Origin of the sequence: Xanthomonas sp. LMG 12460, from assembly GCF_009192895.1 — a bacterium.
Lineage (GTDB): Bacteria > Pseudomonadota > Gammaproteobacteria > Xanthomonadales > Xanthomonadaceae > Xanthomonas_A > Xanthomonas_A sontii.
Window position 1 is genome coordinate 1 of record NZ_NKUH01000163.1, and the last position, 880, is coordinate 880.

The 880-nt window shown below is 68.8% G+C and carries 1 protein-coding gene; it reads right to left on the minus strand.

From position 1 onward, the window contains the following. Positions 1 to 159 precede the first annotated feature (159 nt). On the minus strand, positions 160 to 880 hold a 721-nt coding region (gene folD, locus CEK66_RS20185; protein ID WP_152238069.1), incomplete at its 5' end, for a bifunctional methylenetetrahydrofolate dehydrogenase/methenyltetrahydrofolate cyclohydrolase FolD.

Below are 880 nucleotides of genomic sequence, written 5' to 3' on the forward strand. Positions count from 1 at the left end.
TTGTTACCTGTCGCTACACCTCAGATGGTCTCGCACTCGTCTCTGACAGGTACCCACGACGTTGTAACTGGCCATATGCTGCGCAGGCTCCGGGCCACACCTCCACCCGCAAGATCGTCGGCAGCGTCAGATGTTTATAAGAGACGGAATCCCGAATCCCTAATCCCGACTCCCCGCCGCCTCAGCAGCCTCGATCGTGTTCTGCATCAGCGTGGCCACGGTCATCGGCCCGACCCCGCCCGGTACCGGCGTAATCCAACTGGCCCGCTGCGCCGCCGCGTCGAAGCCGACGTCGCCGACCAGGCGGCCGTCGTCCAGGCGGTTGATGCCGACGTCGATCACCACCGCGCCGGGCTTGACCCACTCGCCCGGGATCAGCCCCGGCCGGCCCACCGCCACCACCAGGATGTCGGCGTCGCGCACCCGCGCCTGCAGCACCTCCGGCGGGGTGAACTTGTGGCAGCAGCTGACCGTGCAGCCGGCGATCAGCAGCTCCAGCGCCATCGGCCGGCCAACGTGGTTGCTGACGCCGACGATGGTGGCGTTGCGCCCGCGCACCGGCTGGTCGGTGTGCGCCAGCAGGGTGACGATGCCGCGCGGCGTGCACGGGCGCAGGCCGAATTCGCGCAGCGCCAGGTGGCCGACGTTCTCCGGATGGAAGCCGTCCACGTCCTTGCGCGGATCGATGCGGTGGATCAGCCGGCTGGCGTCGGGGATGCCCGGCAGCGGCAGTTGCACCAGGATGCCGTGGATCTTGGGGTCGGCATTGAGCCGGTCGATCAACGCCAGCAGCTCGGCCTCGCTGGTGCCCGCCGGCAGGTCGTAGTCGAACGCCTCGATGCCCACCTTCTCGGCCGCGCGACGCTTGTTGCGCACGTAC